This is a genomic window from Neisseria sp. HMSC070F02 (assembly GCF_001814225.1).
Lineage (GTDB): Bacteria > Pseudomonadota > Gammaproteobacteria > Burkholderiales > Neisseriaceae > Neisseria > Neisseria meningitidis.
This window is the reverse complement of the sequence record NZ_KV815355.1, coordinates 21755-46315: the sequence shown is the minus strand read 5'-3', so window position 1 is coordinate 46315 and position 24561 is coordinate 21755. Positions and strand designations below refer to the sequence as shown.

Sequence of the window (24561 nt, the reverse complement as noted above, 5' to 3'; positions counted from 1 at the left end):
CGCCGTACTGGTTTTTGTTAATCCACTATAAAATATACCGCAAAACATACCATAAAAGAAACGGTAACGGATAGTTGTAAGCGGTTGATGACGATTATAGACAATAACGGGTTTTCCCAATGAAATTATTGTTTGAATAATAAAAAATCCCAAACCGTAAAAGTTTGGGATTTGTATTTGGCAGAGAGGAAGGGATTCGAACCCTCGATACGCTATTCACGTATACACGCTTTCCAGGCGTGCGACTTAAACCACTCATCCACCTCTCTAATGGCGGAAATTATCCCAATCGGGATAATTTATTATTTGGTGCCCAGGAGAAGACTCGAACTTCCACACCCGTGAGGATACCAGCACCTGAAGCTGGCGCGTCTACCAATTCCGCCACCCGGGCAATCTAAATATTGAAATAAAGCAAAGCATTTGATTTGGTGCCCGGGAGAAGACTCGAACTTCCACACCCGTGAGGATACTAGCACCTGAAGCTAGCGCGTCTACCAATTCCGCCACCCGGGCTTTGCTTTATTTGCTGTTTTGCGGTACAGTGTCCTGCCGCAAAGAAGTCGCTATTATATAGTTCATAAAGAGAATGTCAACAGTCCAAATGAATAAAAATATTAAATCTTTAAATTTACGGGAAAAAGACCCGTTTTTAAGTCGTGAAAAACAGCGTTATGAACATCCTTTGCCCAGTCGGGAATGGATAATCGAATTGTTGGAGCGCAAAGGTGTGCCTTCAAAAATCGAATCGCTTGCGCGCGAGCTGTCGATTACGGAAGACGAGTATGTCTTTTTTGAACGCCGTCTGAAGGCGATGGCGCGGGACGGTCAGGTTTTAATCAACCGTCGGGGCGCGGTTTGCGCGGCGGACAAATCGGATTTGGTCAAATGCCGCATCGAGGCGCATAAGGACGGTTTCGGTTTTGCCGTGCCGCTCACGCCCGCCAAAGACGGTGATTTTGTTTTGTATGAACGCCAGATGCGCGGCATTATGCACGGCGATATTGTCACTGTTCGTCCTGCCGGCATGGACCGTAGGGGCCGCCGCGAAGGGACGGTTCTGGATATTGTCGAACGCGCGCAAAGCAAAGTTGTCGGCCGTTTCTATATGGATAGGGGCGTGGCGATTTTGGAGCCGGAAGACAAGCGTCTGAACCAAAGCATCGTATTGGAACCGGACGGCGTGGCGCGTTTCAAACCTGAATCCGGTCAGGTCATCGTCGGCGAAATTGAGGTTTATCCTGAGCAAAACCGGCCGGCAGTGGCAAAAATCATCGAAGTTTTGGGCGATTATGCCGACAGCGGCATGGAGATTGAAATTGCCGTGCGCAAGCATCATTTGCCGCACCAATTCAGTGAAGCGTGTGCCAAAGCCGCGAAAAAAATTCCCGACCATGTACGCAAAAGCGATTTGAAAGGCCGCGTCGATTTGCGCGACCTGCCTTTGGTAACGATAGACGGCGAAACGGCTCGAGATTTTGACGATGCGGTGTTTGCCGAGAAAATCGGACGCAATTACCGTCTGGTCGTGGCGATTGCCGATGTCAGCCATTATGTCCGCCCCGATGACGCTATCGACACGGACGCTCAGGAACGCAGCACCAGTGTTTACTTCCCGCGCCGCGTGATTCCCATGTTGCCGGAAAACCTGTCCAACGGCATCTGCTCGCTCAATCCTCATGTCGAGCGTTTGTGTGTGGTGTGCGATATGGTTATCACTTACGCGGGCAATATCAAAGAATACCGCTTCTACCCCGCCGTGATGCGCTCTCATGCCCGCCTGACCTACAACCAAGTTTGGAAATGGCTTTCAGGCGGCATCGAGCATCCGTTCAAAACCCAAATCGACACGCTTTACAAACTCTTCAAAATCCTTCAGAAAAAGCGTTTCGAACGCGGGGCGGTGGAGTTTGACAGCATCGAAACCCAAATGCTTTTCGACGACAACGGTAAAATTGAAAAAATCGTCCCCGTTGTCCGCAACGATGCCCACAAGCTGATTGAAGAATGTATGTTGGCGGCAAACGTTTGCGCAGCGGATTTTCTGTTGAAAAACAAGCATACCGCATTGTTCCGCAACCATTTGGGGCCCACGCCCGAAAAACTCGCCGCCTTGCGCGAGCAGCTCGGTCTGTTGGGGCTTCAACTTGGCGGCGGCGACAACCCGTCGCCGAAAGACTATGCCGCGCTTGCCGGACAGTTCAAAGGCAGGCCGGATGCCGAATTGCTGCAAGTCATGATGTTGCGCTCCATGCAACAGGCGGTTTACGAACCGCATTGCGACGGACACTTTGGTCTTGCCTACGAAGCATACGCCCACTTCACCTCGCCCATCCGCCGCTATCCCGACCTGACCGTACACCGCGCCATCAAAGCCGTGTTGAATCAGCAAACCTACACGCCAAAAAAAAGCTGGCAGGCTTTGGGCGTGCATACCTCGTTCTGTGAGCGCCGTGCCGACGACGCCAGCCGCGACGTGGAAAACTGGCTGAAAACCTATTATATGCGCGATAAGGTCGGCGAAGTATTCGAAGGTAAAATCTCCGGCATGACCAGTTTTGGTATCTTTGTAACACTGGACGGCATCCACATTGACGGCTTGGTGCATATCAGCGATTTGGGCGAAGACTATTTCAACTTCCGCCCCGAAATCATGGCAATCGAAGGCGAACGCAGCGGCATCCGTTTCAACATGGGGGACAGGGTTGCCGTCCGGGTCGCCCGTGCCGATTTGGATGATGGAAAAATCGATTTTGTCCTGATTGCCGAGGGGAGCGGCAGGGGGCGGAAAGCTAAATCATCCGCGTCTGTCAAACCGGCAGGGACGGCGGGGAAAGGGAAACCGAAAACCGCCGCCGAGAAAAAAACAGCCCGAGGCGGCAAAGTAAGGGGAAGGGGCGCGTCTGCCGCCGCAGAATCGGGGAAAAAGGCAAAGAAACCGGTTCCGATTAAGGTAAAAAAACGGAAAGGCAAATCATAATGCTGACGGGGTGGCTTGGGGAGGGCGGGGCATACTTTCCCGAAGCCGCCGCCCGATTTTTTGATATGGCGGCCGGCGCATCATTTCAGGCCAATCGAAACGCCCGTATTGAAAGATTGCGTTTATTTCCACCGCCGTTTTGAAGGCCGGCGGTATTCGGCAGACGGGGCGCAAACGGCGTTCAGACGGCATTTTCATTCTTTCGGCGTGTCCGTCCGAATTGCTTTGCCCGTCCGCGCAATCAGCCTGTGCGGCTTGCCTTGAACAGACAAAAAATGCCGTCTGAAACCCGGAAATCAGGTTTCAGACGGCATTTTGCCTTGAAAAGGCTGTTCAAATCAGCGATGGTAGTTCGGTGCTTCTTTGGTAATTTGAACGTCGTGAACGTGCGATTCGCTCATACCTGCGGAAGTGATTTCCACAAATTCGGCTTTTTCGTGCATTTCGGCAATATTGGCGCAACCCAAATACCCCATGCTGGAGCGCAGTCCGCCGGTCAGTTGGTGGATGATGTTCACAATCGGGCCTTTGTAAGGCACGCGGCCTTCGATACCTTCAGGGACGTATTTGTCGGTGCTGTCGGTTTTGTCTTGGAAGTAGCGGTCGGCAGAACCTTGGCTCATCGCGCCCAAGGAACCCATACCGCGATAGGATTTGTACGAGCGGCCTTGGTAGAGTTCGATTTCGCCCGGTGCTTCTTCCGTGCCGGCAAACATACCGCCGAGCATGACGCTGTACGCGCCTGCGGCGAGGGCTTTGGCGATGTCGCCGGAGAAGCGGATGCCGCCGTCGGCAATCAGCGGAACGCCCGTGCCTTTGAGGGCTTCGGCAACGTTGTGAATGGCGGTCAGTTGCGGCACGCCGACACCTGCCACGATACGGGTGGTGCAAATCGAACCCGGACCGATACCGACTTTGACGGCATCCGCGCCGGCGGCGACCAAATCCAATGCGGCTTTGGCAGTGGCGATGTTGCCGCCGATGACTTGGATGTGCGGATAGGTTTCTTTCACCCATTTCACGCGGTCAATCACGCCTTGGCTGTGCCCGTGGGCAGTATCGACGACAATCACGTCCACGCCGGCTTCGACCAAGGCTTTGACGCGCTCTTCGGTATCGCCGCCGGTGCCGACTGCCGCACCGACGCGCAGACGGCCTTCGGAGTCTTTGTTGGCGTTGGGAAACTCGGTGGTTTTTAAAATATCTTTAACGGTAATCAGACCTTTGAGTTCGTCTTTTTCGTTCAGAACCAAAACGCGCTCGACTTTGTGCGTGTGCATCAGTTCGCGCGCTTCGTCTATGCTTGTGCCTTCGGGGACGGTAACCAAACGTTCGCGCGGGGTCATAATGGCGGAAACGGGCAAATCGACGCGGTTTTCAAAACGCAGGTCGCGGTTGGTTACGATGCCGACGACTTTGCCGTTTTCAACGACGGGCAGGCCGGACATTTTGCGTTTGCGCTGCGCACGCATTTCCAAGACTTCGCGGATGAGCGTCGTCGGTGCAACGGTTACGGGGTCTTTGACCACGCCGCTTTCGTGGCGTTTCACTTTGGAAACGGCGCGCGCCTGCATTTCGGGCGGCATGTTTTTATGGATGATGCCGATGCCGCCTTCCTGTGCCATCGAAATGGCGAGGCGCGCCTCGGTAACAGTGTCCATCGCAGCGGAAAGCAGGGGGAGGTTGAGTGTGATTTCGCGGGTGAGCTTGGTTTGAAGTTTAACGTCTCGCGGCAGCACGGTCGAATGTGCGGGAACCAACAAAACATCGTCGAAAGTATAGGCTTTTTCTACGATACGCATAATGCTCGGTCTTTCAGTTTGTGCAAGATGCACGGCATTATAGCACGTTACCGGCGGCTTGACAGTTTATCAGGTTTAATTTTGGTCCCCTTTGAATAGCCCGGTTTTCCTTTGCCGACCACTGTTGCTCCCGTTCTTTCAATTTCAGGAAAAGCTTTTTTCTAATTTTTGGTAAGTGGCTCAGTTATTGAAGCCCTATATCGGGCGGTAACTTCCAGCACAAAAAAACGGAGTAGTTCTTTATTTATTTTTTCCTTTAATTTTCAGTATATTATCTTAATATTTCGAGGGTAACATATCTGCTAATCTAGTTACAGCCCCATATATTATAGATTCAATTGAAAAATAACAGATTCAACTGTACCTTTCTTATACCTGATTTCTTTAAAGTTTTTCCCATTGTCAAAACTATAAAAAAGTCTCTCTTCCTCACCAGAATATCCCATTTCTAATACTAAACAATCTATTTCACAATTACCCCCTCCACTCATATATGTAGTATCAATAGAAAATATATTGCATAATTCCAGAGAATTATATTTATCTATATCAAATAGTTGCTCTCCAAAATCTAAACCATTGTTTCCACCTGCATAATACTTCTCTTCAAAGGATGACTTCAAACTATTAAAAACTGCATTTAGCGTAAAATATCCATATGGGCATATCTTAGGATATATATTCTCTCCTATTATTATCTGAATTTTTCCATAAATAAAACCATTACATTCAGAGTTTTCTTCCCATAAAATCCCAAATTTTCTTGTTGAGTCCATAATAATATTCATATAAATCCTTATATTAATAAATTATTTACAATATCCCCCGCTTTCAGACGGCATACGGCGTGGCGGCGGAATGCCGTCTGAAGGCGGGCGTTATGATAATTGTTCCAGCAGCGTCTGCTTCAATGAGGACTGGATTTTTGGGTTTTTCAGGTCTAGGCTAAAAACGGTAAAACTGTCTTCGGCGCGTTCATCCAGTGTGGAGATTTTGGCATAGCGCAGGCTGACGTTGTGGGCGAAAAAGACTTCCGCCATATCGGCGAGCAGGAAGGGGCGGTTGACGGCGGTGATTTCGACGGAGTACCAATCGGGGTAGTCTTCTTCGGGGGTGATGGTGATGCTTGGCGCGATCGGCATATAGCGGCTGCGGCGGCTGATGCGGCGGCTATGGCTGGAGATTTCGGCAACGGTGTGTCCGTGGATAAAGCTGTTGAGTTCGGCTTCGAGCGCGCTTTGGATGTCGGGGTAGTCTTCGGGAGCGTGCTGCGAGGGGATTTGCACGATGAAGGTGTCGAGGATGTAGTCGTGTTCGGTGATAAAGGCGCGGGCGGCGAGGATATCGAAGCCGTGGCGGCTGAAAATGCGGCAGAGGCGGGCGAACAGGCGCGGGCCGTTGGGCATGAAAACCATGACTTGAAAGCTGTTGCTTTTGGGCAGGATGCGGCTGCGGACGATGGGGGTTTCAAAATCGTGTACGAGGTTGGCGGCGTGCCACAGGATTTCGCGGGACTGGTGGCGGGCGAAGTAGGCGGAACCGAGCGCGTTCCATAGTTTTTTCTGCTGTTTTTCGGGGACGGCGGCGCGGGTGAGTAAGTCGGCGGCTTCCTGCCGGCGGCGGCCGAAGAGGGTGTGCGGGTTGCCGCCGTTGCCTGTAAGGTAGCGTCCGGCGGCATGGAAGAGGCTTTCCAGCAGGCTGGCGCGCCATGCGTTCCACAGCTTGGGATTGGTGCCGCGTATGTCGGAAATGGTCAGAAGGTAGAGCGCGCTGAGGCGTTCGTGGGTTTGGACGCGTTTGCAGAAGGCATCGAGTACGCTGGGGTCTTGGATGTCTTCTTTTTGGGCGACGGTGGACATAAGAAGATGGTTTTCAACCAGCCAGGCGAGCAGGTCGCTTTCTTCTTCGGTCAGGAAGTGGTCGGCGGCAAATTGGCGCGCGTCTGCGATGCCTTGTATGGCATGGTCGCCGCCGCGTCCTTTGGCGATGTCATGGAAAAAGGCGGCAAGGTAGAGGATGTCTTGTTTTTCAAAGGACTGCATCAGTGCAGAGGCGTAGGGCAGCTCGTGGCTGTGCATATCCAAGGCAAGGCGGCGGACGTTGCGGACGACGGTGAGGATGTGGTCGTCCACGGGATAGATGTGGAACAGGTCGTGCTGGAGCAGGCCGACGATTTTTTCCCACGCGGGCAGGTAGCGTCCCAATACGCCGTAGAGGTTGAGGAAGCGCAGGGTTTGGGTCAGTCCGTTGCCGTTGCGGAAAAAGCCGGCGAAGCGGTGGCGGTTTTCAGAATTTTGGTAGAAGCTGCGGTTGATTTTGCGCGTCGCGCCCCACCATGCGCGCAGGGTTTGCGGTTCGAGCGCGGTAATATCGTTGCGCTGCTGCATGATTTCGACGATTTTGAAAATGTGTTCGGGCCGTCTGAAAAAAATATCGGTGTGCCGCGCGGCAATTTGGTTGTTGACTTGGATGTAGTCGTCGTCAATCCGCAGGGTAACGCGCAACGGGGTGGAGGAAACGCGGCTTTGCAGCATAGGCGTGAGGATGCCGCCCAGTTGTTTGACGGTTTTAATCGCGCGGTAAAACACGCGCATCAGTTCTTCGCTTTGGCGGCGGAGGTTCAAGCCTTCATAACCCATGCTTTCGGCGACTTGCGGCTGCAAATCGAACAGCAGGCGGTCTTCGGCGCGCTTGGCGTTTAAATGCAGATGGATGCGGATGTGGGCGAGGCGGCGGTAGCCGTGCGAAAGCATACCGGCTTCGGCACGCGTCAAAATCCGCTGTTTGAGCAGGTCGGGCAGGTCGGTCGCCAAGCCTTGCGCCTTCGCTATCCAAAGCAGGGTGTGGATGTCGCGCAGACCGCCCGGACAGCTTTTGATATTCGGCTCCAATACTGCCCCCGAACCTTGCGATTTGGCGTGGCGGTGTTCCATCTCCACCAGTTTTGCCTCGACAAACGCCGCCACATTGCGCTGCGCGTTCATTTTTTTCGCCAGTTCGTCCGCCGTTTGGCGGTTGCCGAACAAAAAACGGGCCTCTAAAAACGCCGTGTCCCCCGTAATATCGTCGCGCACGCTTTCGCACAGTTCGCCAATGCCGCCGCTTTTTACAGACGGCATCAGTTTGCAGTCCCATAGGGTTTGAACAAACCGGGCAATCTGTTCCTGAATGCCGTCTGAAAGCGGGGCAGGGGAGACAACCGCCAAATCCACATCCGAACAGGGATACAGTTCGCCGCGCCCGAAGCCGCCCACCGCCATCAGGCATAACGCGCTGTTTTGAAAATACTCTGCCCACAATGCCGCCAGTAAGGTTTCGACTGCCGCCGTGTATTCTCTGAAAAATACCGACACGCGGTTGGCTTTCAAATAATGCGCTTCGGCGGCATCGCGCTGCTGTTTGAAGGTTTCCAGTGCTGAAGACAGGTTTGCAGGCATTTTTATTCTTTCGATTGGCGGGAAAAAAGGAGACGGATGGTTCGGCGGTCAAATACCGCTTTCAGACGGCATTTGTCGGGTATCGGCGGAATTGGTCATCAGGTTCAACCGTTCCTGCGGCGGCAGCAGCAACTGATACGCCGCCACGCCCAAAGCCGCCGCCATTTTTTCGATATTCGACAGGGCGATGTTCCAGCGTTTGCGTTCGACTGCCGACACATAAGTCCTGTCCAAACCGCATTGCCGCGCCAATTCTTCTTGCGACCAACCCTTGTTCACGCGGAAAAGCCGCATATTGTATGCCAATACCGCCCGCAAATCCTGTTCGTCAGGCAGTTCGGCAGGCAGAGTCAATTTGTTGCCCATCATTTGCTTCCAAATAAATGGTTAAAGTTAAGCATTTGCTGTTACGGATTTTACTTCACATAAAAGCCAAAAAAAAGGGGTGGCGGCAGCCACACCCAAACACACACACATCAAGAGGAAAGAGGTAACATCAAGACAGATTGGGAAACAGCAAACAAGCAATCTAGATTTCATATCGGTATTATCAAACAAAAACCGTTATCGAGTATTGATTCAAATCAATTTAGATTTGATTCGCAAACCGGCAAAGAAAAACGGCATACCCGTTTATACGGATATGCCGTCTGATGATGCAGGGGACTGCTGTATTTGGCAGTGGTTTGTGTTTTAGTCCTCTTGCGCCGCTGTTTGCAGGTAGTTCGGCAAACCAATTTTGCCGATTAGTTCCTGCTGGGTTTCGAGCCAGTCGATGTGTTCTTCGTTGGTGTCTTTTTGTTTTTCCAACAAATCACGGCTGACATAATCCTGTTGCGCTTCTGCCACGGAAATTGCCGCAATCAATGCCTCATGTTTTTCTTTCTCTTTTTCCAAATCGCAGGCGATGATTTCTTCGGTGGACTCGCCAATCAGAAGCTTGCCCAGTTCTTGCAGGTTCGGCAGACCTTCGAGGAACAGAATGCGCTCGATCAAATCGTCGGCAGCTTTCATTTCAACGATGGACTGTTTGAAGAAATGTTCGCCCAGTTCTTCAAAGCCCCAGTTTTTCAAAATACGGGCGTGAAGGAAATATTGGTTGATGGTTACCAGCAGCAAGCCTAAGTTTTTGTTTAGCTCGCGGATAACCAGACGGTCGCCTTTCATACGGACTCCTTTTATTCCGAATACGGATTACAGTTGGCTTTGGTAGTAGTTGCCTTCGCCAATTAACTCGATCAGGCGCAGCTGCTGTTCCAGCCAGTGGGCGTGGTCTTCTTCGGTATCTTTCAGTTGGGCAACCATCAGGTCGCGCGTAACATAGTCTTGAGCCTCTTCGCACAGTTTGATGCCTTTTTTCAACGCATCACGTACTTCGTATTCGGTTTGCAGGTCGGCTTTGAGGCAGGAAACCACGTCCGTGCCGATATTCAGTTCGGCGCGCGCCATTTTCGGCGTGCCGCCCAGCATCAGGATGCGGCGGATGAAGTCTTCGGCGTGTGTGGTTTCTTCTTCCATCTCGTGATTGAGACGTTCAAAAAGTTTGGTGTAGCCCCATTCGGAGTAGAGGCGGGAGTGGATAAAGTATTGGTCGCGTGCCGCCAGCTCGCCAGACAGCAATTCGTTCATATAATCAACAACAGCTTGATTGCCTTGCATAATATCTCTCTTTCTGTAACTTGGTTTTCGGTATGTCTGAACAGCATCTGTGTCGCTATTCGGGATGCGTGCATTGTATGCAAAAGCTGTCGGCATGACAAATTTTCTATTTAAAATACAAACAATTATCAAAAGAAATAGGGCGTATTCCCCGATGCCTTCCAAATCAGTATGCTGTTTCTTATCGGTTTTTTTGCTGCTAAAACTAAGAATCCATCTCATCCATAAAGAACATTTACACTTATTAACCATAGCGAAAAGCAAATACTGTACGGTTTTTTATCAAAATTTATAATGAATCGTTCTCATTAACCGACAGATTCTTTTGAGATTATCGGATTTTGGGAATAAATTATGCCGTCTGAGGGGCTTTCAGACGGCATAGACAATTAAAGCTGATTAAACAACGCGGCAGACAGCAGCGTAGGAAATTATTTTTTACTTCGGAACGGTATTTTGGGTTTAATGATGCCCGCAACCGCCGTGGCTTTCGCGTAAGGCTTCGGCAGCCTGTTCGTCGGCGTGGTAGCTGGAACGTACCATCGCGCCGATGGCGGCATTGCTGAAGCCCAGTTCGTATGCTTCTTTTTCAAAGATTTTGAACTGCTCGGGCGTAACGTAGCGCAGGACGGGCAGGTGTCCGTCTGAAGGCTGGAGGTACTGTCCGATGGTAATCATTTCGATATTGTGCGCCCGCATATCGCGCATAATTTCACGCACGTCTTCGTCTGTTTCGCCCAAGCCGACCATGATGCCGGATTTGGTCGGGATGTGCGGCATCATTTCTTTATAACGTTTTAATAAGTCTAAAGAATGTTGATAATTGGCACCGGGACGGGCTTTTCTGTACAGGCTCGGATGGGTTTCTAGGTTGTGGTTCATCACGTCGGGCGGGGTTTCGGCAAGGATTTTGAGTGCGATGTCCAAGCGTCCTCGGAAGTCGGGGACGAGGATTTCGATTTTGGTGTTCGGGCTGGTTTCGCGGATGGCTTTGATGCAGTCGGCGAAATGCTGTGCGCCGCCGTCGCGCAGGTCGTCGCGGTCGACGGAGGTGATGACGACGTAACGCAGGTTCATGGCTTTGACGGATTCGGCGAGGTTTCTCGGTTCGTCGGGGTCGAGCATATTGGGCCGACCGTGTCCCACGTCGCAGAACGGGCAGCGGCGGGTGCAGATGTCACCCATAATCATGAAGGTCGCCGTGCCTTTGCTGAAGCATTCGCCGATGTTGGGGCAGGAGGCTTCCTCGCAAACGGTGTGCATCTTTTGTTCGCGCAAAATGTCTTTGATTTCAAAGAATTTGCGCGATGGGAGTTTGGCGCGTATCCATTCGGGCTTTTTCAGTTTTTCCTGAAGGGGGACGACTTTGATGGGGATGCGCGCGGTTTTGTCCGCGCCTCTGAGTTTGATGCCGCGTTTGGGGTCGTCGGTTTTGATTTCACTCATTGTTGTCTGCTTTCGGTGTGAATTGTGTTTCAAGGTGTGCGGTAAGTTTGGCGGCGACTTCGTCCGGCGTGGGGCAGGGTTGGACAAAATCCGCGATTTGCGTCATTTCCATACCGGCGTAGCCGCAGGGGTTGATGTGGGTAAACGGGCTTAAATCCATATTGACGTTGAGCGCAAGCCCGTGATAGACGGAGCCGTTTTTGATACGCAGCCCCAGTGAGGCGATTTTGCGTTCGCCGACGTAAACGCCGGGGCGTTTGGGGTCTGCCGCCGCTTCGATGCCGTATTCCGCCAATGTGGCGATGATGCTGTTTTCAAGCGCGGAAACGATGTTGCGGACGCTGGTTTTGCGCCGTTTGAAATCAATCATCGTATAAACGACCAATTGCCCGGGTCCGTGATAGGTAATCTGCCCGCCCCGGTCGATTTGGACGACGGGGATGTCGTCCCTAATCAGCAGGTGCTCGGGTTTTCCCGCCAGTCCTTGTGTAAAGACGGGCGGGTGTTCGACGACCCACAGTTCGTCTTCGGTGTCAGCATTCCGTCCGGCATTAAAGGTTTTCATCGCTTCAAAAGTCGGCAGATATTCGACCAAACCTTTGTGTATGATTTTCATCTCAAAGTACCACTTTGACCAGTTCGTGCGAAGTCAGCGCGCGGTAGATGTTGTCCAATTGTTCTTGGTTTTCAACCTTTACCTGTACGGTGGCGCCGGTATAGTTGCCTTTGCTGCTCGGACGCGTGGTGATGTGGTGCGCCTGCGTGTCGGGGGCGTGGAGGCGGACGGTGTCCAATACCGCCTGCTCGAACTCGGGATGCACCGCGCCCATTACTTTCAATGGGAAGGTGCAGGGAAATTCGATGAGGGATGTTTTGTTTTTTTGTTCGGTCATGATGTGCTGCCTTGTCGTGTACGGTATGCCGTCTGAAGGCGGGTTTGCCTTTCAGACGGCATCGGATGTGCGTTATTTTAGCCTAAACCGCGATAACAGGCTATCGGGAAGGCGGAGGCTTTTTTGACGGCGCGGCGGTTCTGCTATACTGGCGCGCAATATTATTTTTAGAAGGGTGGTTTTTATGTATCGGAGGAAAGGGCGGGGCATCAAGCCGTGGATGGGTGCCGGTGCGGCGTTTGCCGCCTTGGTTTGGCTGGTTTTCGCGCTCGGCGATACTTTGACTCCGTTTGCGGTTGCGGCGGTGCTGGCGTATGTATTGGACCCTTTGGTCGAATGGTTGCAGAAAAAGGGTTTGAACCGTGCATCCGCTTCGATGTCTGTGATGGTGTTTTCCTTGATTTTGTTGTTGGCATTATTGTTGATTATCGTCCCTATGCTGGTCGGGCAGTTCAACAATTTGGCATCGCGCCTGCCCCAATTAATCGGTTTTATGCAGAACACGCTGCTGCCGTGGTTGAAAAATACAATCGGCGGATATGTGGAAATCGATCAGGCATCTATTATTGCGTGGCTTCAGGCGCATACGGGAGAGTTGAGCAACGCGCTTAAGGCGTGGTTTCCCGTTTTGATGAGGCAGGGCGGCAATATTGTCAGCAGTATCGGCAACCTGCTGCTGCTTCCCTTGCTGCTTTACTATTTCCTGCTGGATTGGCAGCGGTGGTCGTGCGGCATTGCCAAACTGGTTCCGAGGCGTTTTGCCGGTGCTTATACGCGCATTACAGGCAATTTGAACGAGGTATTGGGCGAATTTTTGCGCGGGCAGCTTCTGGTGATGCTGATTATGGGTTTGGTTTACGGCTTGGGGTTGGTGCTGGTCGGGCTGGATTCGGGGTTTGCCATCGGTATGCTTGCCGGCATTTTGGTTTTTGTTCCCTATTTGGGCGCGTTTACAGGACTGCTGCTGGCAACCGTCGCCGCCTTGCTCCAGTTCGGTTCGTGGAACGGCATCCTATCGGTTTGGGCGGTTTTTGCCGTAGGACAGTTTCTCGAAAGTTTTTTCATTACGCCGAAAATCGTGGGAGACCGTATCGGGCTGTCGCCGTTTTGGGTTATCTTTTCGCTGATGGCGTTCGGGCAGCTGATGGGCTTTGTCGGAATGTTGGCCGGATTGCCTTTGGCCGCCGTAACCTTGGTCTTGCTTCGCGAGGGCGTGCAGAAATATTTTGCCGGCAGTTTTTACCGGGGCAGGTAGGCGGTTCCGAAACATATTTGAAGCGGAATACAACCTTGCCCGGGTTTAAATAAAAATGCCGTCTGAACCCCGAAAACAGAGCTTCAGACGGCATTTTCATCACGGCTTATTTGGCGGTTTTGCTGCTGTCGATAATTTTCATACCGGCAGAAATCAGGCTGCCGATGTCGGCAACATTGGCGGGCATAATCAGCGTATTGCTTTCTTTGGCAAGATTGTTGAACGCGGCGACGTATTGTTCCGCAATCTTCAGATTGACCGCATCCGCACCGCCTTGGGTTTGAAGGGCGGCGGCAATTTGACGGATGGCTTCGGCATTGGCTTCGGCAACAAGGCGCAAGGATTCCGCTTCACCTTTGGCGCGGTTGATGCGGGCGATTTTTTCGGCATTTGACGCATTGACCGCAGCCTGAGCCTCGCCTTCGGATTGTTGGATTTCGGCTTCGCGCTGACCACTGGCAAGGTTGATTTGTTCGATTTTACGACCTTCGGATTCGGCGATACGGGCGCGTTTTTCGCGTTCGGCAGTAATTTGCGCCTGCATTGAGCGAAGGATTTCTTGCGGCGGAACCAAGTCTTTAATCTCATAACGCAAAACCTTCACACCCCAAGCCCCGGCCGCCTCGTCCAAAGCCGCAACAACAGTACTGTTGATTTCGTCGCGTTCTTCAAACGTTTTGTCCAACTCCATACGCCCGATAACGGAACGCAGCGTCGTTTGGGCAAGCTGGGTAATTGCCATGATGTAGTTGCTCGAACCGTATGAGGCGAGTTTGGGGTCGGTTACTTGGAAATAGATGATGCCGTCAACAGTCAGCTGCGTATTGTCGCGCGTGATGCAGACCTGGCTGGGGACATCCAAGGGAATTTCTTTCAGCGAATGACGGTAGGCGACGCGGTCGATAAAGGGAATCAAAATATTCAAACCGGCCGTTAGGGCGCGATGGAAACGCCCGAGCCTTTCGACAACGTGGACTTCCTGCTGTGGGATGACAACAAAGGATTTGAAACCGAAAACGGCAACGGCTGCCAACAAGATAATGAAAAATTCCATAATTCCTCCGAGTGTTAAGGTTTTGCGATGATAAGAAGGTTGCCTTCCTTGCGGACGATTAGGGCGCGCGTTCCTGGTTCAAGCTCTTCTTGCCCCGTATTTTGCGCCTGCCAGTGCGTACCGCGATAAAAAACTTCGTAACGGTTGCCGCCTGTGTGTCGGAGGATTTCGACATATTGTCCGGCATCCAAATCCTGATATGAATCCGTTTCAACTTTTCTAACGGCGGTTTTGGCGTGTACGAACCAAATACCCAGCGCGGAAAGCAGAGCGGCGGTCAAGACGGCGGCAGGCGTGCTGCCGGTCAGCCCGTAAGCAATGCCCGAACCCGCCAAAGCCGCGCTGACAACCAAAAGATAAACCGTTCCCGTCAATAATTCGATGATTAAGACGGCAACAGCGGCAACAAACCATACAGTCATACATTTCCCCACAAAGCGCGTCGTTTGACAAAATAACGCAATATCAGCAGTATAGCCGAATTTGAAAGGATAGGGCAGATATGGACACTTGGCACGATGCACTCGGCGGCGAAAAACAGCAGCCGTATTTTCAGGAAATTTTAAATGCAGTCAGGCAGGAACGTTTGTCGGGACAAATCATCTATCCGCCGGCGGCGGATGTATTCAACGCATTCCGCCTGACAGCGTTCGACCGGGTCAAAGCCGTTATTCTCGGACAAGACCCGTATCACGGGGCAGGGCAGGCGCACGGTTTGGCATTTTCCGTCAGGCAGGGCGTCCGCATACCCCCGTCTTTACTCAATATCTACAAAGAATTGGAAACCGACATCGAAGGTTTTTCCATTCCCGCGCACGGCTGTCTGACAGCGTGGGCGGAGCAGGGCGTATTGCTTCTGAACACGGTTTTGACGGTGCGTGCAGGACAGGCGCATTCGCACGCCCTTTTAGGCTGGGAACGCTTTACCGATACCGTCATCAGGCAGCTTGCGACACACCGCAAGCACCTTGTCTTCATGTTGTGGGGTGGGTATGCACAACAAAAAGGGAGGCTGATAGACAGTCAAAACCATTTGATATTGACCGCACCGCATCCGTCTCCTCTGTCGGCATATCGCGGTTTTTTCGGCTGCCGCCATTTTTCACAGGCAAACAGCTATTTGAGCCGGCACGGTATCGATCCGATAAACTGGAAGCTGTGAATGCCGATATAGCCGTTGCCGCCGGCGTGTTAAAATCGCGTTTGATTTGTAATTTCCATTTATTAGGCAAAACCTTATGGCAATCAAAAAAAAATCAGCTTTATGCATCACTTTGGGCGGGCTGCGACGAGTTGCGCGGCGGTATGGATGCGAGCCTTTATAAAGAACTATGTGCTTACGCTATTGTTTTTAAAATATGTTTCTGATAAGCATAAGTACGGCGGCGGCATGATTGAGCTGCACGCCGATACGACTTTTGACGACATCGTCAAACTCAAAAACACCGCCGACATCGGCGACCGCCTGAATAAGATCATCGCCCAAATTGCCGAAGCCAACGACTTAAAAGGCGTGATCGACGTTGCCGACTTCAACGACGAAGACAAACTGGGTAAAGGTAAGGAGATGATCGACCGTTTGAGCAGGCTTGTCGGCATTTTTGAAAAGCTCAACCTTTCTTCCAACCAAGCCGAAGACGACGATTTGTTAGGTGATGCCTACGAATACCTGATGCGCCATTTTGCGACCGAGTCAGGCAAATCCAAAGGGCAGTTTTACACGCCTGCCGAAGTCTCGCGCATTATGGCGAAGATTATCGGAATCAGCGCAGATTGCCCGTCCAGCACCAGCGTTTATGACCCGACCTGCGGCTCGGGTTCGCTGTTGCTCAAAGCCGCCGCCCAAGCCGGCAGCCAAATCAGCCTTTACGGTCAGGAAAAAGATGTGGCAACCGCGTCCCTTGCCCGTATGAATATGATTTTGCACAACAACGAAACCGCCGAAATCAACACCGGGAACACTTTGTCCGATTCGTCTTTCCGTGATGAAAACGACGGGCTTAAGACCTTCGATTTTGCCGTTGCCAATTCGCCTTATCCCGCCCGAAAAAAACGGCGATTACGCCTTTTTGCTGCATCTGCTCAAAAGCCTGAAACCAAGCGGCAAAGGTGCGATTATTCTTCCGCACGGTGTGCTGTTTCGCGGCAATGCCGAAGCGCGTATTCGCACGGAATTGCTTAACCTTGACCTTATTAAAGGCATTATCGGGCTGCCTGCCAACCTGTTTTACGGCACGGGCATTCCTGCCTGCATCATCGTCATCGACAAAGAACACGCCCAAACCGCCCAATTTGCCGAAGAGGGAACAAACCAAGTTATCAGTGGCGGCATTAAAGACGGCAACAAAAACCGTCTGCGTGAGCAAGACATTCACAAAATCATCGACACTTTCACAAACCTCGTTACAGCCGTATGGTGCATTTAAGCGAAATCGCAGCACAAGATTACAACCTTAATCTGCCTCGCTATATCGACAGCGGAGAAGTTGAAGACCTGCAAAATCTCGCCGCCTATCTTTATGGCGGCATACCTGCGCACGATATGGACGCATTGGAAGCCTATTGGCAAGTTTTAGGCCGTATGAAAAACGAGTTGTTTGCCGAACACGATGGCCGCTTTACCACTATACAACGGAATCGATTGCAAATCTTTCCCACTCTCAACAGCTTAAAATCCTGCGGGATTGGTGTGGAATTTAGGGCTAATCTAGTACAGCCCCAAATTTAATCCACTATAAAATCGAAAGCAGCCAAATCAAAGCCCATATATTGGCGCACCCCGATTACGCCGCCTTCAAAGCCGGACACCTGGCAAAGTTTGCCGCGTGGCACACTCAAAACGACCTTGCCGCCATCCAACCGGGCAGGCTTATCCGGAAATGGAGCGAAAGCCTGCTGGACGCGTTCAAACCCGGCAGCCTGATTGAAGAATACGATTTCTACCAAATCCTGACGGACTACTGGGCGGAAACCCTGCAAGACGATGTTTATCTCATCGCCCAAGATGGCTGGAAGGCGGTTAAAAACCTGGCCGAAATCACCAAAGAAAGCGATGAAGACGCGAACCTGACCGTCGTCTTTGAGGAAACCGAAACCGGCAAAAAAGGCAAAGCCAAAACCAAGCGCATCAGCAAAAAATACCGCAGCGAAGTCATCGCCCCCGAGCTGGTTGCCCGCCGCTACTTTTCAGACGGCATCGCCAAGCTGGAAGAAAAACAAAGCGAGCTGGAACGCCTAAGCCAAGAATTGGAAAACCACATAGAAGAACACGGCGGCGAAGAGGGTGCGCTGAACGACGTATTGGATGCAAAAGGCAAACTTTCCGCCAAACTTCTGAAAACCGCATTGGAAGAAAGCGGCATAGAAGAAGGCGAACGGGCTGTTTTACAAACCACCCAAACACTGATGACGCAGGAAAAAGCCGCGAAAGACGCAGTCAAAACCCAAATCGAAGCCCTGAACCTTGCCGTATTCAAACAATTCGGCCGACTTTCCGAAGCCGAAATCAAGCAGCTTGCCGTTCAAGACAAATGGCTTGCCGATTTACAAAGCCGAATCGAAAATCGCTTGGAAAACAGTATTCAGCAGCTTATCAGCCGCTTGAACACGCTGGAAGACCGCTACCGCAGCCCGATGGCCGAGCTTGCCCGAGAAGTGGAAAAGTGGCAAAGCAAAGTCAATGCCCACCTTGAAAATATGGGTTTTGGAGGCTGAAATGGCGGCACAGACAGGCTATAAGGCGAGCGGGTTTTGAGACCTTTGCAAAATTCCCCAAAATCCCCTAAATTCCCACCAAGACATTTAGGGGATCGCGGTTCGGGTGTCCGCACCGCTTAATACGTCGTCGTCCACGAACTGACCCATTTGCTCGAACGCCATCGCAACGCCCGTTTTATGGCGCATATGGACAACTTTCTCCCAAACTGGCAAAGCATCAAACAACAGCTTAATGCCTTGGAGTTATTTGCACAAATATATAATTTAACATAATATATATTATGCGAACTATCGGAAACAGTTGTACGTGTCCCTGTGGTCTTTCCAAGTAGGAAAATTAAAGTATGGACAATGCGGCTGAATGTATAGCCCGGAGCATCCGCGTATCCGAAGGTACTGAACGATATGCCCTGCATCCCTTTCGATGCTTCCATCCAGCCGGTATTGGGAAATACGTTGACCTTCAATATAATATACAGGCAGCCGACACACAGGATATGCCGCTGCTTTTTCATCATTTCTTCTGTCAAATCCTTGGAACAGTTGATTTGAAAACACGGCTTTACATACGTCCCAATTCTCTTTGCAGTGCTTGGATATTTTGCTGCCTGTCCAATACATTGCTTTGCAATGCGTTGATTTCTTGATGGTTGATGTTGCCGCCTTTTGCCAGACGTGCTTGTGATAACATTTTTTGGGCTTCAACCAATGCTTTGCGTTCGTTGCTCAATTCTGTTTCGAGAATTGAGCGTCTGCTGTTGTTTGAGGGTGCTTGTTGCGGCGGCGGCGTATTGGATTTTGCCGGCTTGGATACTGTTTTGACCGGGGCTTTATATTTGACAACCTGTCCGCCGTTTGACGGTGATGATACCGGTTCGGGCGTTTGGGGCGGGATATAGCGTTCGCTGCTGTAGTTGCCGATTGGGGGCAAATCGGTTGAGTGGCAGCTTTTGGACGGCTTGGTGGTGTAAACGGTTTCTCCGTTGATTGTGCAGGTGTAGATTTTGGCCGCATTCGCACCCAATGGGCTTGAAATCAGGGAAAAGTTGATTAGGATTAAGGGGAGTTTTGATTTCATAATGTGCTTGATTCTCGGATAATTATTTGATTTTTTGGTATTTTTTATAATGCTTTCTTGGCGTTTTACGGGCTTTTCTTTTCGGTTGTTTGCTTTTGATTTTCTTTCGGGGCTTTGGCAGCCTGCTTGTTCTTTTTCCCGGCAGGTTTTTTGTTTTTCTTTTTACTTTCTATGTGTATTTTGGCTTCTTAACTGAGTTTTTTAATTTTCAGGCGGTATCCGCCTCCCTGATGGCTGCTGATTTTAGGTAAATCCGCATCGGCGCACGATCCTGCTGGGGCTGATGTATATACGCTTTTGCCATTTGAGTTGCAATGGTATACGGAGGCTTGCGCCGCCGCGCCGGAAAGGGACAGGAGACCCAAGGCGGCAAAAAGTCTGATGTTTATACCGGTAAAAGGCGGTGATAACGCCCGAATTATACCGTTATTGGCAGGCAAAGATAAGCACCCTGCCCGCGCTTCTTTATCGCTCGGCAAACTGTTTCTCGATTTCAGTTTCAATCCGTTCCAATTCTTCTTGACAAGCCAGCCAAACCTCTTCGATTTGGGCAAGTTGTGTTTTGACTTTTGCCAGCTGGGATAAGGTATTTTGCAATTTTTCTTTGTTTGCTTCAAGGTAAGCGTCTTCTTGTGCTAAAAATGCTTCACATGCCGTCTGAATTTCGGAAAGCTGCGCCATTTCTTTTTCGGCACGGTCTATTTTCTGCTGTATCGGCTTGCCGCGTCGGGCTTTTTCCTGACGGATTTGCGCTTCGATGCGCTTGGTGTCTTTGCGGCTTTGGCTTTGTGCGGATGCTGCGGGTGCGGCGGCGGCGTTTTCCTGTGCCAAACGCCATTGGCGGTAATCGTTCAAATCGCCGTCGAAGTTCTTCAGACGGCCTTTGTCGATCAGGAGGAAGCTGTCGGTAGTCGCTTCAAGCAGGCTGCGGTCGTGCGATACGATGATTAAGGCGCCTTGGAAACTTTGCAGAGCGAGCGTCAGGGCGTGGCGCATATCCAAGTCCAGATGGTTGGTTGGTTCGTCAAGCAGCAGCAGGTTCGGCTTTTGCCAAATAATCATGGCAAGGGCGAGACGGGCTTTTTCTCCGCCGGAAAAAGGTTCGGTTTTCTGCAACGCCATATCGCCGGCAAAGTTGAAGCCGCCGAGGAAATTTCGGATTTCTTGTTCGCGTACTTCGGGAGAAAGCTGCTGAATATGCCAAACAGGGTTTTGGTCGGCGCGGATGGTATCGAGTTGGTGTTGGGCAAAATAGCCGATATTGAGTTTTTCGGAACGGACGATGCTGCCAGAGAGCAAATCGATTTTGCCCGCCAAGGCTTTGATAAATGTAGATTTACCGCTGCCGTTGACACCCAATAAACCATAGCGCGCGCCGCTTTCCAGCGACAGGGTAATGTCGTGCAAAACAGTTTTGCCTTCGTAACCCAAATCTGCGTGTTCCAGCTTCAGCAAAGGATTGGGCAGATGCTCGGGATTGTAAAACTCAAAGGAAAACTCGCTGTCCAAATGCGCGGGAGCGATGCGTTCGAGCTTTGCCAAAGCCTTCATGCGGCTTTGCGCCTGAACGGCTTTGGTGGCTTTGGCTTTGAAGCGGTCGATAAAGGATTGCAGATGTTTGATTTGCGCCTGCTGTTTGACATAGGCGGCTTGTTGCTGCGCGAGACGCTGCGCGCGTTCGTTTTGGTAAAAATCGTAATTGCCGCCGTATTGCGTGAGCTTTTGCTGGGACAATTCGATGGTTTGGGTGGTTGCCGCATTGAGGAAATCGCGGTCGTGGGAAATGATGATTTGCGTGCAGGGTAAAGAGGCAAGGTGGTTTTCCAGCCACAAGACGGTTTCCAAATCCAAGTGGTTGGTCGGTTCGTCCAAAAGCAGCAAATCGGCGCGGCAAATCAGGGCTTGCGCAAGATTCAAGCGCATACGCCAGCCGCCGGAAAAGGATTTGACGGGGCGGCTGTGTTCTTCTTGCGAAAAACCCAGCCCGTTCAACAATTTTGCCGCGCGGGCCGGCGCGGTATAAGCGTCGATTTCTTCCAATTTGGCATGATATTCCGCCTGTTTCATACCGTCGTTTTGCGCTTCCGCCTGCCTCAATGCCGTCTGAAGGGTCTGTAACTCGGCATCGCCCTGCAAAACGTAATCTAAAGCGGAAATATCCAAATCGGGCGTTTCTTGGGAAACGGAAGCGAGCCGCCAGTTTTTCGGAATCGAGACATCGCCGCCGTCCTGAGTGATTTCACCCTTGATTAAGGCAAACAGGCTCGATTTGCCCGTCCCGTTTTTGCCGATCAAACCGACGCGCTGACCGGGATTGACGGTAGCGTTGGCTTTGTCGAGCAGGACTTTCAAACCGCGTTGCAGGGTGAGGTTTTTGATTTCAATCATAACGGAAACATCGTCGGGCGGGAAAAGCCCGTATTTTACCTGAAAGTCAGTGCCGATGCCGTCTGAAACGGGAAATTTACGGCTGAAGCCAAGCCCAAGCCCTGCGCCCTTCCGAGTGCAGGAAAACCAATGTCCTGAATGCCGAATCGGTATTCATACATTCCACGCCGATTCCGATTCGAGAAAAATCCGCCATGATTTTGGGATGGATAAACTCCTGAGCCGCGCCCGTCCCGATAATCAATATTTCCAGATAGTCAACAGGTTTGATGTCGGACAACAGGTTTTCCGGAGTCAGATCGGACAAGGTTCGGCATTGCGACAGGCAGACCGAATCCTTATGTACAAGCACGGGTTTATGGAAACTTTGCCCCGCCAGCCGGATTCCGCCCGCACCGCATTCATATTCCGCAAACTGTCCGTCTATCGGATTTTCTTCAAACAACATTTTTTTACCCCGTTGCCGCATCATCTACACCGAAAGGGGTGCAAAATCAGGCGAATTCATGTAGGATTGGCAGATTTCATCTGACCCGCCTGCCGATTTCAGACGGCATTTGATTCAAAGTGCGGCACAATTATATCGGCAGCGGATATTTTCGTCTTTCAATATTTACATTTCAGTCGGCTTACAAGGAGACACAATGAAGCCAGTAAACATCGGTCTTTTAGGTTTGGGTACGGTCGGCGGCGGTACGGCTGCCGTGTTGCGGGACAACGCGGAGGAAATTTCCCGTCGCTTGGGGCGCGAAATCCGTATTTCTGCCGTGTGCGATTTGAGTGAAGAAAAAGCCCGACAAACCTGCCCGTCCGCAGCCTTTGTCAAAGATCCGTTCGAACTGGTCGCACGTGAAGACGTCGATGTCGTCGTCGAATTGTTCGGCGGTACCGGCATTGCCAAAGATGCGGTGTTGAAAGCCATTGAAAACGGCAAACACATCGTTACCGCCAACAAAAAACTGCTCGCCGAATACGGCAACGAAATCTTCCCGCTGGCGGAAAAACAAAACGTCATCGTCCAATTTGAAGCGGCAGTAGCGGGCGGTATCCCAATCATCAAAGCCCTGCGCGAAGGTTTGGCGGCAAACAGGATTAAATCCATCGCCGGCATTATTAACGGCACCAGCAACTTCATCCTCTCCGAAATGCGCGAAAAAGGCAGCGCGTTTGCCGATGTACTGAAAGAAGCGCAGGCATTGGGTTATGCCGAAGCCGATCCGACCTTCGACATCGAAGGCAACGATGCGGGCCATAAAATCACCATCATGAGCGCACTGGCATTCGGCACGCCGATGAACTTTTCCGCCTGCTACCTCGAAGGCATCAGCAAACTCGACAGCCGCGACATCAAATACGCCGAAGAACTTGGCTATCGCATCAAACTGTTGGGCATTACCCGCAAAACCGGCAAAGGCATCGAGCTGCGCGTCCACCCTACCCTGATTCCCGAAAGCCGCCTCTTGGCAAACGTCAACGGCGTGATGAACGCCGTGCGCGTCAACGCCGATATGGTTGGCGAAACCTTATATTACGGCGCGGGCGCGGGCGCATTGCCGACCGCTTCCGCCGTGGTTGCCGATATCATCGACATCGCCCGCCTGGTTGAAGCCGATACCGCCCACCGCGTACCGCATCTGGCGTTCCAACCCGCGCAAGTCCAAGCGCAAACCATCCTGCCTATGGACGAAATTACCAGCAGCTACTACCTGCGCGTCCAAGCCAAAGACGAACCGGGCACGCTGGGGCAAATCGCCGCGCTGTTGGCACAAGAAAACGTGTCCATCGAAGCACTGATTCAAAAAGGCGTGATTGATCAGACCACTGCCGAAATCGTGATTCTGACCCACAGCACGGTCGAAAAACACATCAAGTCGGCAATCGCAGCCATCGAAGCACTGGATTGCGTGGAAAAACCGATTACCATGATCCGCATGGAAAGCCTGCATGACTGAGCCGAAACACGAAATGCTGACGAAAGAGCAGGTTGCCGCGCGCAAAAAAGCAAAAGCCAAAATCCGCACCATCCGCATTTGGGCGTGGGTCATTTTGGCGTTGCTCGCTTTAACCGCCCTGCTCTCCCAATGCGCGATGTCCAAACCGCAGGCAAAACAGAAAATTGTCGAGTCTTGCGTGAAGAATATTCCGTTTGCCGAAAAATGGCAAAACGATTTGCGGGCCCGCGGTTTAGATTCAAACAATACCCGCCTCGCCGTCGACTACTGCAAATGTATGTGGGAGCAGCCTTTGGACAGATTGAGCGAGAAACAGATTAGATCCTTCGGCAAACTCGGCGCACAAGAACAGCTTGACCTGCTCGGCGGCGCAAATGCCTTTGAAGCACGTGACAAGCAGTGTGTTGCCGATTTGAAATCAGAATAATGTGGACCGATAAAAAAGCCGATTCTTTAAAGAATCGGCTTTTTTCATAAAAAACGGCTTACAGTGCGTCTTTCAAAGCTTTGCCGGCGCGGAATTTAGGCGTTTTGGCGGCGGCAATGGTCAGAGGCTCGCCGGTTTTGGGGTTGCGGCCTTGGCGTTCCGCACGTTCGCCCACGTAGAAAGTACCGAAACCGACCAAAGTAACGGTGTCGCCTTGTTTCAGGGCGGTGGTTACTGCATTGGTAGTGGCATCCAAAGCTTTTTGTGCGGCGGCTTTGGAAATGTCGGCTTCTTGAGCAATCGCTTCGATCAATTCAGACTTGTTCACAATCAGTCCCTTCCTGTCTTAAAAAATGATGAAATGCCCGAATACTCGGGGTTTGTACTGCTTGAGCAACTTTCGCTTTATAGCAATTCTGAAATTGCCGTGTCAAGCAAAAAATACGGAATCACCCTATTTGACAGGCTTTCAG

The 24561-nt window shown here is 51.4% G+C and carries 25 protein-coding genes, 3 tRNA genes and 1 pseudogene; 11 read left to right on the top strand and 18 right to left on the bottom strand.

Annotated elements, in window-relative coordinates:
* Nucleotides 1–178 precede the first annotated feature (178 nt).
* From HMPREF2959_RS01020 to HMPREF2959_RS01010, 3 genes are all read right to left on the bottom strand, one after another.
* Nucleotides 179–269: transfer RNA gene (locus HMPREF2959_RS01020), tRNA-Ser, on the bottom strand.
* 38 nt (nucleotides 270–307) lie between these two features.
* Nucleotides 308–394 (bottom strand) — tRNA-Leu (locus HMPREF2959_RS01015).
* 35 nt (nucleotides 395–429) lie between these two features.
* Nucleotides 430–516, bottom strand: a tRNA-Leu gene (locus HMPREF2959_RS01010).
* 88 nt (nucleotides 517–604) lie between these two features.
* Between HMPREF2959_RS01010 and rnr the strand changes: the two genes are divergently transcribed.
* Nucleotides 605–2980: a ribonuclease R gene (gene rnr / locus HMPREF2959_RS01005; RefSeq protein WP_002243523.1), complete on the top strand. Its 2376-nt coding sequence runs from the start codon at nucleotides 605–607 to the stop codon at nucleotides 2978–2980.
* Between the two features lie 108 nt (nucleotides 2981–3088).
* Nucleotides 3089–3244, top strand: a complete 156-nt coding sequence (locus HMPREF2959_RS13105) for a hypothetical protein (protein WP_232616615.1) — start codon at nucleotides 3089–3091, stop codon at nucleotides 3242–3244.
* A gap of 74 nt (nucleotides 3245–3318) precedes the next feature.
* On the opposite strand, the gene guaB is transcribed toward HMPREF2959_RS13105, so the two are convergent.
* The 9 genes from guaB to HMPREF2959_RS00950 all read right to left on the bottom strand — a co-directional run bounded on the left by guaB (nucleotide 3319) and on the right by HMPREF2959_RS00950 (nucleotide 12217).
* Nucleotides 3319–4782 carry an IMP dehydrogenase gene (gene guaB / locus HMPREF2959_RS00995; protein ID WP_002217182.1) on the bottom strand — a complete coding sequence of 488 codons (1464 nt, stop codon included), beginning with the start codon at nucleotides 4780–4782 and terminating at the stop codon, nucleotides 3319–3321.
* 326 nt (nucleotides 4783–5108) lie between these two features.
* A complete protein-coding gene (locus HMPREF2959_RS00990; RefSeq protein WP_002213539.1) occupies nucleotides 5109–5570 on the bottom strand; it encodes a hypothetical protein in 462 nt (153 codons plus the stop codon).
* 90 nt (nucleotides 5571–5660) lie between these two features.
* A complete protein-coding gene (gene glnD / locus HMPREF2959_RS00985) occupies nucleotides 5661–8219 on the bottom strand; it encodes a [protein-PII] uridylyltransferase (protein ID WP_002236988.1) in 2559 nt (852 codons plus the stop codon).
* Between the two features lie 48 nt (nucleotides 8220–8267).
* Nucleotides 8268–8588: a helix-turn-helix domain-containing protein gene (locus HMPREF2959_RS00980; protein ID WP_003710267.1), complete on the bottom strand. Its 321-nt coding sequence runs from the start codon at nucleotides 8586–8588 to the stop codon at nucleotides 8268–8270.
* Nucleotides 8589–8912: 324 nt separating this feature from the next.
* Nucleotides 8913–9386: a bacterioferritin gene (gene bfr / locus HMPREF2959_RS00970; protein WP_002217178.1), complete on the bottom strand. Its 474-nt coding sequence runs from the start codon at nucleotides 9384–9386 to the stop codon at nucleotides 8913–8915.
* 27 nt (nucleotides 9387–9413) lie between these two features.
* Nucleotides 9414–9878 (bottom strand): bacterioferritin, encoded by a 465-nt coding sequence (gene bfr / locus HMPREF2959_RS00965; protein ID WP_002217177.1) that lies wholly within the window; start codon nucleotides 9876–9878, stop codon nucleotides 9414–9416.
* Nucleotides 9879–10340: 462 nt separating this feature from the next.
* Nucleotides 10341–11324 (bottom strand): lipoyl synthase, encoded by a 984-nt coding sequence (gene lipA / locus HMPREF2959_RS00960; protein ID WP_002217175.1) that lies wholly within the window; start codon nucleotides 11322–11324, stop codon nucleotides 10341–10343.
* Nucleotides 11317–11940 (bottom strand): lipoyl(octanoyl) transferase LipB, encoded by a 624-nt coding sequence (lipB, locus tag HMPREF2959_RS00955; RefSeq protein WP_002217173.1) that lies wholly within the window; start codon nucleotides 11938–11940, stop codon nucleotides 11317–11319. Before lipB ends, lipA begins: the two co-directional genes overlap by 8 nt.
* A gap of 1 nt (nucleotide 11941) precedes the next feature.
* A complete protein-coding gene (locus tag HMPREF2959_RS00950; protein WP_002217171.1) occupies nucleotides 11942–12217 on the bottom strand; it encodes an HP0495 family protein in 276 nt (91 codons plus the stop codon).
* 184 nt (nucleotides 12218–12401) lie between these two features.
* Between HMPREF2959_RS00950 and HMPREF2959_RS00940 the strand changes: the two genes are divergently transcribed.
* A complete protein-coding gene (locus HMPREF2959_RS00940; RefSeq protein WP_002225205.1) occupies nucleotides 12402–13472 on the top strand; it encodes an AI-2E family transporter in 1071 nt (356 codons plus the stop codon).
* Between the two features lie 106 nt (nucleotides 13473–13578).
* Here the strand turns inward: HMPREF2959_RS00940 and HMPREF2959_RS00935 are convergent, their stop codons facing one another.
* Nucleotides 13579–14526 (bottom strand): SPFH domain-containing protein, encoded by a 948-nt coding sequence (locus HMPREF2959_RS00935; protein ID WP_002229498.1) that lies wholly within the window; start codon nucleotides 14524–14526, stop codon nucleotides 13579–13581.
* Nucleotides 14527–14540: 14 nt separating this feature from the next.
* Nucleotides 14541–14948, bottom strand: a complete 408-nt coding sequence (locus tag HMPREF2959_RS00930; protein ID WP_002217167.1) for an NfeD family protein — start codon at nucleotides 14946–14948, stop codon at nucleotides 14541–14543.
* 80 nt (nucleotides 14949–15028) lie between these two features.
* Here HMPREF2959_RS00930 and ung point away from each other — a divergent pair, with 80 nt between their 5' ends.
* From ung to HMPREF2959_RS13435, 6 genes and pseudogenes are all read left to right on the top strand, one after another.
* Nucleotides 15029–15688: a uracil-DNA glycosylase gene (gene ung / locus HMPREF2959_RS00925; RefSeq protein WP_002227314.1), complete on the top strand. Its 660-nt coding sequence runs from the start codon at nucleotides 15029–15031 to the stop codon at nucleotides 15686–15688.
* Nucleotides 15685–15894 carry a type I restriction-modification system subunit M gene (locus HMPREF2959_RS12485; protein WP_009346183.1) on the top strand — a complete coding sequence of 70 codons (210 nt, stop codon included), beginning with the start codon at nucleotides 15685–15687 and terminating at the stop codon, nucleotides 15892–15894. The genes ung and HMPREF2959_RS12485 overlap by 4 nt, the downstream gene beginning before the upstream one ends.
* Nucleotides 15836–16952 (top strand): annotated as a pseudogene (locus HMPREF2959_RS00915) (N-6 DNA methylase). Before HMPREF2959_RS12485 ends, HMPREF2959_RS00915 begins: the two are co-directional and overlap by 59 nt.
* A complete protein-coding gene (locus tag HMPREF2959_RS00905; RefSeq protein ID WP_002213517.1) occupies nucleotides 16940–17254 on the top strand; it encodes a hypothetical protein in 315 nt (104 codons plus the stop codon). Before HMPREF2959_RS00915 ends, HMPREF2959_RS00905 begins: the two are co-directional and overlap by 13 nt.
* Before the next feature lie 41 nt (nucleotides 17255–17295).
* The gene (locus HMPREF2959_RS00900; protein ID WP_002232472.1) at nucleotides 17296–18240 is read left to right on the top strand and encodes a hypothetical protein; all 945 of its coding nucleotides are present in this window, start codon (nucleotides 17296–17298) and stop codon (nucleotides 18238–18240) included.
* Between the two features lie 150 nt (nucleotides 18241–18390).
* The gene (locus HMPREF2959_RS13435; protein ID WP_079884442.1) at nucleotides 18391–18516 is read left to right on the top strand and encodes a hypothetical protein; all 126 of its coding nucleotides are present in this window, start codon (nucleotides 18391–18393) and stop codon (nucleotides 18514–18516) included.
* A gap of 289 nt (nucleotides 18517–18805) precedes the next feature.
* Here HMPREF2959_RS13435 and HMPREF2959_RS00890 read toward each other — a convergent pair whose 3' ends face one another.
* The 3 genes from HMPREF2959_RS00890 to HMPREF2959_RS00875 form a co-directional block, all read right to left on the bottom strand.
* A complete protein-coding gene (locus HMPREF2959_RS00890) occupies nucleotides 18806–19321 on the bottom strand; it encodes a hypothetical protein (RefSeq protein WP_002213515.1) in 516 nt (171 codons plus the stop codon).
* 465 nt (nucleotides 19322–19786) lie between these two features.
* Nucleotides 19787–21709, bottom strand: a complete 1923-nt coding sequence (locus HMPREF2959_RS00880) for an ATP-binding cassette domain-containing protein (protein ID WP_070696247.1) — start codon at nucleotides 21707–21709, stop codon at nucleotides 19787–19789.
* Nucleotides 21710–21785: 76 nt separating this feature from the next.
* On the bottom strand, nucleotides 21786–22157 hold the full coding sequence (locus tag HMPREF2959_RS00875) for an Mth938-like domain-containing protein (RefSeq protein WP_014575374.1): 372 nt from the start codon (nucleotides 22155–22157) through the stop codon (nucleotides 21786–21788).
* A gap of 196 nt (nucleotides 22158–22353) precedes the next feature.
* On the opposite strand from HMPREF2959_RS00875, the gene HMPREF2959_RS00870 reads away from it, so the two are divergent.
* On the top strand, nucleotides 22354–23661 hold the full coding sequence (locus HMPREF2959_RS00870) for a homoserine dehydrogenase (RefSeq protein ID WP_002222431.1): 1308 nt from the start codon (nucleotides 22354–22356) through the stop codon (nucleotides 23659–23661).
* Nucleotides 23654–24088: a hypothetical protein gene (locus HMPREF2959_RS00865; protein ID WP_002217157.1), complete on the top strand. Its 435-nt coding sequence runs from the start codon at nucleotides 23654–23656 to the stop codon at nucleotides 24086–24088. Before HMPREF2959_RS00870 ends, HMPREF2959_RS00865 begins: the two co-directional genes overlap by 8 nt.
* 58 nt (nucleotides 24089–24146) lie before the next feature.
* Here HMPREF2959_RS00865 and HMPREF2959_RS00860 read toward each other — a convergent pair whose 3' ends face one another.
* Nucleotides 24147–24416 (bottom strand): HU family DNA-binding protein, encoded by a 270-nt coding sequence (locus HMPREF2959_RS00860; RefSeq protein ID WP_002213508.1) that lies wholly within the window; start codon nucleotides 24414–24416, stop codon nucleotides 24147–24149.
* Between the last annotated feature and the right edge of the window lie 145 nt (nucleotides 24417–24561).

Coding starts and splice junctions, on each gene's coding strand:
- rnr (WP_002243523.1), top strand. CDS start 605: ATGAATAAAAATATTAAATCTTTAAATTTACGGGAAAAAGACCCGTTT.
- guaB (WP_002217182.1), bottom strand. CDS start 4,782: ATGCGTATCGTAGAAAAAGCCTATACTTTCGACGATGTTTTGTTGGTT.
- HMPREF2959_RS00990 (WP_002213539.1), bottom strand. CDS start 5,570: ATGAATATTATTATGGACTCAACAAGAAAATTTGGGATTTTATGGGAA.
- glnD (WP_002236988.1), bottom strand. CDS start 8,219: ATGCCTGCAAACCTGTCTTCAGCACTGGAAACCTTCAAACAGCAGCGC.
- HMPREF2959_RS00980 (WP_003710267.1), bottom strand. CDS start 8,588: ATGATGGGCAACAAATTGACTCTGCCTGCCGAACTGCCTGACGAACAG.
- bfr (WP_002217178.1), bottom strand. CDS start 9,386: ATGAAAGGCGACCGTCTGGTTATCCGCGAGCTAAACAAAAACTTAGGC.
- bfr (WP_002217177.1), bottom strand. CDS start 9,878: ATGCAAGGCAATCAAGCTGTTGTTGATTATATGAACGAATTGCTGTCT.
- lipA (WP_002217175.1), bottom strand. CDS start 11,324: ATGAGTGAAATCAAAACCGACGACCCCAAACGCGGCATCAAACTCAGA.
- lipB (WP_002217173.1), bottom strand. CDS start 11,940: ATGAAAATCATACACAAAGGTTTGGTCGAATATCTGCCGACTTTTGAA.
- HMPREF2959_RS00950 (WP_002217171.1), bottom strand. CDS start 12,217: ATGACCGAACAAAAAAACAAAACATCCCTCATCGAATTTCCCTGCACC.
- HMPREF2959_RS00940 (WP_002225205.1), top strand. CDS start 12,402: ATGTATCGGAGGAAAGGGCGGGGCATCAAGCCGTGGATGGGTGCCGGT.
- HMPREF2959_RS00935 (WP_002229498.1), bottom strand. CDS start 14,526: ATGGAATTTTTCATTATCTTGTTGGCAGCCGTTGCCGTTTTCGGTTTC.
- HMPREF2959_RS00930 (WP_002217167.1), bottom strand. CDS start 14,948: ATGACTGTATGGTTTGTTGCCGCTGTTGCCGTCTTAATCATCGAATTA.
- ung (WP_002227314.1), top strand. CDS start 15,029: ATGGACACTTGGCACGATGCACTCGGCGGCGAAAAACAGCAGCCGTAT.
- HMPREF2959_RS00905 (WP_002213517.1), top strand. CDS start 16,940: ATGGTGCATTTAAGCGAAATCGCAGCACAAGATTACAACCTTAATCTG.
- HMPREF2959_RS00890 (WP_002213515.1), bottom strand. CDS start 19,321: ATGAAATCAAAACTCCCCTTAATCCTAATCAACTTTTCCCTGATTTCA.
- HMPREF2959_RS00880 (WP_070696247.1), bottom strand. CDS start 21,709: ATGATTGAAATCAAAAACCTCACCCTGCAACGCGGTTTGAAAGTCCTG.
- HMPREF2959_RS00875 (WP_014575374.1), bottom strand. CDS start 22,157: ATGTTGTTTGAAGAAAATCCGATAGACGGACAGTTTGCGGAATATGAA.
- HMPREF2959_RS00870 (WP_002222431.1), top strand. CDS start 22,354: ATGAAGCCAGTAAACATCGGTCTTTTAGGTTTGGGTACGGTCGGCGGC.
- HMPREF2959_RS00865 (WP_002217157.1), top strand. CDS start 23,654: ATGACTGAGCCGAAACACGAAATGCTGACGAAAGAGCAGGTTGCCGCG.